This window comes from Actinomadura sp. NPDC048032, assembly GCF_040653175.1.
Taxonomy (GTDB): domain Bacteria; phylum Actinomycetota; class Actinomycetes; order Streptosporangiales; family Streptosporangiaceae; genus Spirillospora; species Spirillospora verrucosospora.
Window position 1 is genome coordinate 1 of the sequence record NZ_JBEZJP010000630.1, and the last position, 3,290, is coordinate 3,290.

Below are 3,290 nucleotides of genomic sequence, written 5' to 3' on the forward strand. Positions count from 1 at the left end.
ACCCGCTGATCCCCAACCACGGCGCCCCCGGCCCCGCGGCCCGCGCGGGGCCGGGGGCGCGCCCATGCCCGTCGCGGCGCGATGCCCTCGATGTCGCAAGCCCGCCGTAGACTCCTTGGTCGTGGCAGGCCGGATTCGCAATGAGGACATCGCACTCGTACGGGAGCGCTCGTCCATCGCCGACGTGATCGGCGAGTACCTGCAGCTGCGCAGCGCGGGCGGCGGCAATCTCAAGGGCCTGTGCCCCTTCCACGACGAGAAGTCCCCGTCGTTCAACGTGACGCCCTCGCGCGGGCTGTACTTCTGCTTCGGCTGCGAGGCGGGCGGCGACGTCATCAAGTTCGTCCAGGAGATCGAGCACCTGACCTTCAGCGAGTCGGTGGAGCGGCTCGCCGCCCAGGCCGGGATCCAGCTGCGCTACGAGGAGGGCGGCGGGCGCGGCCCCCGCCAGGACGGCGGGCAGCGCGCCCGGCTGGTCGAGGCGCACCGGGCGGCCGCCGAGTACTACGCCGAGCAGTTGAACTCCGCCGCCGGCGCGCCCGGCCGCACGTTCCTGTCCGAGCGCGGCTTCGAGGCCGCCGACGCCGAGCGCTTCGGGGTCGGCTTCGCGCCCCGCGAGTGGGAGGGCCTCGTCAGGCACCTGCGCGGGCGCGGCTTCGCCGACCGCGACATCGTCGCCGGCGGCCTGGCCAAGGAGGGGCGGCGCGGCCCGATGGACCGGTTCCGCGGCCGGCTGATGTGGCCGATCCGCGACCTGTCCGGCGACGTCATCGGGTTCGGCGCGCGGCGGCTCTTCGAGGACGACGACGGCCCCAAGTACCTGAACACCCCCGAGTCGCCGCTGTTCCACAAGAGTTCGGTGCTGTACGGGGCCGACCTCGCCAAGAAGGAGATCGCCCGGCGGCGGCAGGCCGTGGTGGTCGAGGGCTACACCGACGTGATGGCCTGCCACCTGGCGGGCGTCCCGACGGCCATCGCCACCTGCGGCACGGCGTTCGGCGACGAGCACATCAAGGTCCTGCGCCGCCTGCTGATGGACCAGGACGAGTTCCGCGGCGAGGTGATCTTCACCTTCGACGGCGACGCGGCCGGGCGCAAGGCGGCGCTGCGCGCCTTCGACGACGAGCAGAAGTTCGTGTCCCAGACGTTCGTGGCCGTCCAGCCCGACGGCCTCGACCCGTGCGACCTGCGCATCCGGCACGGCGACGCGGCGGTGCGCGACCTCGTGGCGTCCCGGCTGCCCCTGTTCGAGTTCGCCGTGCGCAGCGCGATCGAGCAGCACGACCTCGACACGGTCGAGGGGCGGCTCGGTGCCCTGGACGCGGCCGCCCCCGTCGTCGCCGCCATCAAGGACCGCTCCCGCCGCCACATGTACGCGGTCAACCTGGACCGCTGGCTCGGCATCATGGACGAGCAGTTCGTGCTGCGCCGCGTCCGCGAGCTGGCCAACCGGCAGCACGGCCGCGCGCAGGCGGGGAACGGCCGCAGCCAGAACGGGCGCGGCCAGAACGGGCACGGGCGCCCCCAGAACGGCGACGGCCGGGCGAACGGCCCCGCCGCGGAGAACGGGCGCCGCGGCGACGCGGAGCCGCAGGCGCCGCGGCGGCCCGCCTTCGACCCCGCCGACCCCGAGGTCCAGCGCGAGCGCGAGCTGCTGAAACTGGCGGTCCAGCGCCCGGCGCTGCTCGGCCCGGCGTTCGACGAGCTCCCGGTCGAGGCGTTCCTCGCGCCCCCGCACACGGCGGTGCGCGCGGTGATCGCGGATGCGGGCGGCGTCACGGCGGCGGGGAGCGTGCCGGAGTGGGTCGCCCGCCTTCTGGAGCGGGCGCCGAACGACCAGGTCAGGGATCTGCTCACCAAGCTCGGGGTGGAGCCGGTCCGGTCCGCCCAGGAATCGGACGACCGCTATGCCGCGGAATTGCTCGCCCGAATTCAGGAGCGCCAGCTCACCCGCATGATCGCGAGCGTGAAATCTAAACTCGGGCGGCTGAATCCGGTCGAGGCGGCCGAGGAGTACAACCGGCTCTTCGGTGATCTTGTCGCGCTTGAGCAGCAGAGACGGGTGTTGCGGGAGCGGGGGCTTGGGTCGCAATAGGCGTCCGTCCCGCGAAAATGGGTCCTGTGATCTAGGCCCCATTTGACGCAGACTGTCTGCGTGGGCCCTTCGGTGCTGCCAAGCGAGGCGCCATCGGTTGATCAGGTGGCGGACCTCGTCGCACGCGGCAGAGAGCGCGGCGGTGTGACCGTCGAGGACGTCGCTGCCGCGCTCGATCGCTCGGACTTGCCGGACGACTCGCTGGAGCGGGTCGTCCGGATGCTCGCAGAGCAGGGGGTGGACGTCCTCGACTCTCAGCAGGAGACCGAGGACGTCACGCGAGCGGATGAGGGAGACCTCGGCAAGCGGGCGCCGACGAGCGACCTGGTTCGGATCTACCTGAGAGAGATCGGTCGCGTACCGCTGCTCACGGCAGAAGATGAGGTAGAACTCGCGAAATCGATCGAGGCGGGACTGTTCGCCGAGGAGAAGATGGCGCGCACCGCCGTCCTCGCCCGCGGCGAGCTGCTCGACCTCGAACTGCTCTCCCGCGAAGGGGCGCGGGCGAAGCAACGGCTGATCGAGGCCAATCTCCGGCTCGTCGTCTCGATCGCCAAACGCTACGTCGGCAGGGGAATGCTGTTCCTCGACCTGATCCAGGAGGGAAATCTCGGACTGATCCGCGCGGTCGAGAAATTCGACTACACCAAGGGGTTCAAGTTCTCGACCTACGCCACCTGGTGGATCCGGCAGGCGATCACCCGGGCGATCGCCGACCAGGCCCGGACGATCCGCATCCCGGTGCACATGGTGGAGACGATCAACAAGCTGGTCCGCGTGCAGCGCCAGATGCACCAGGACCTCGGCCGGGAGCCGAGCCCCGAGGAGATCGGCCGGGAGATGGGCCTGTCGCCCGTCCGGGTCGTGGAGATCCAGCGCATCGCGCAGGAACCGGTCTCGCTGCAGTCGCCGATCGGCGAGGAGGACTCCGACCTCGGCGACTTCATCGAGGACGCCGACGCGGTCGTGCCGATGGAGGCGGCGGCCTTCCTCCTGCTGCAGGACCAGCTGGAGGACATCCTCGCCACGCTGTCGGAGCGGGAGCAGCGCATCATCCAGCTGCGCTTCGGCCTGGTCGACGGCCACCCGCGCACCCTGGAGGAGGTGGGGCGCGAGTTCGGCGTGACGAGGGAGCGGATCCGCCTCCGCCTCCGCCTCGGTCAGCGACCCCTCGGCGACCATGAACGCGGCCCAC

2 protein-coding genes are annotated in these 3,290 nt (G+C 71.4%); both read left to right on the forward strand.

The features are described from left to right. The first annotated feature begins 121 nt into the window (after nucleotides 1–121). Complete coding sequence (dnaG, locus tag AB0C69_RS40290; RefSeq protein ID WP_360361701.1) at nucleotides 122–2,095, forward strand: DNA primase; 1,974 nt, start codon at nucleotides 122–124, stop codon at nucleotides 2,093–2,095. 72 nt (nucleotides 2,096–2,167) lie between these two features. Further along, on the forward strand, nucleotides 2,168–3,290 hold a 1,123-nt coding region (locus AB0C69_RS40295), incomplete at its 3' end, for an RNA polymerase sigma factor (RefSeq protein WP_360361704.1).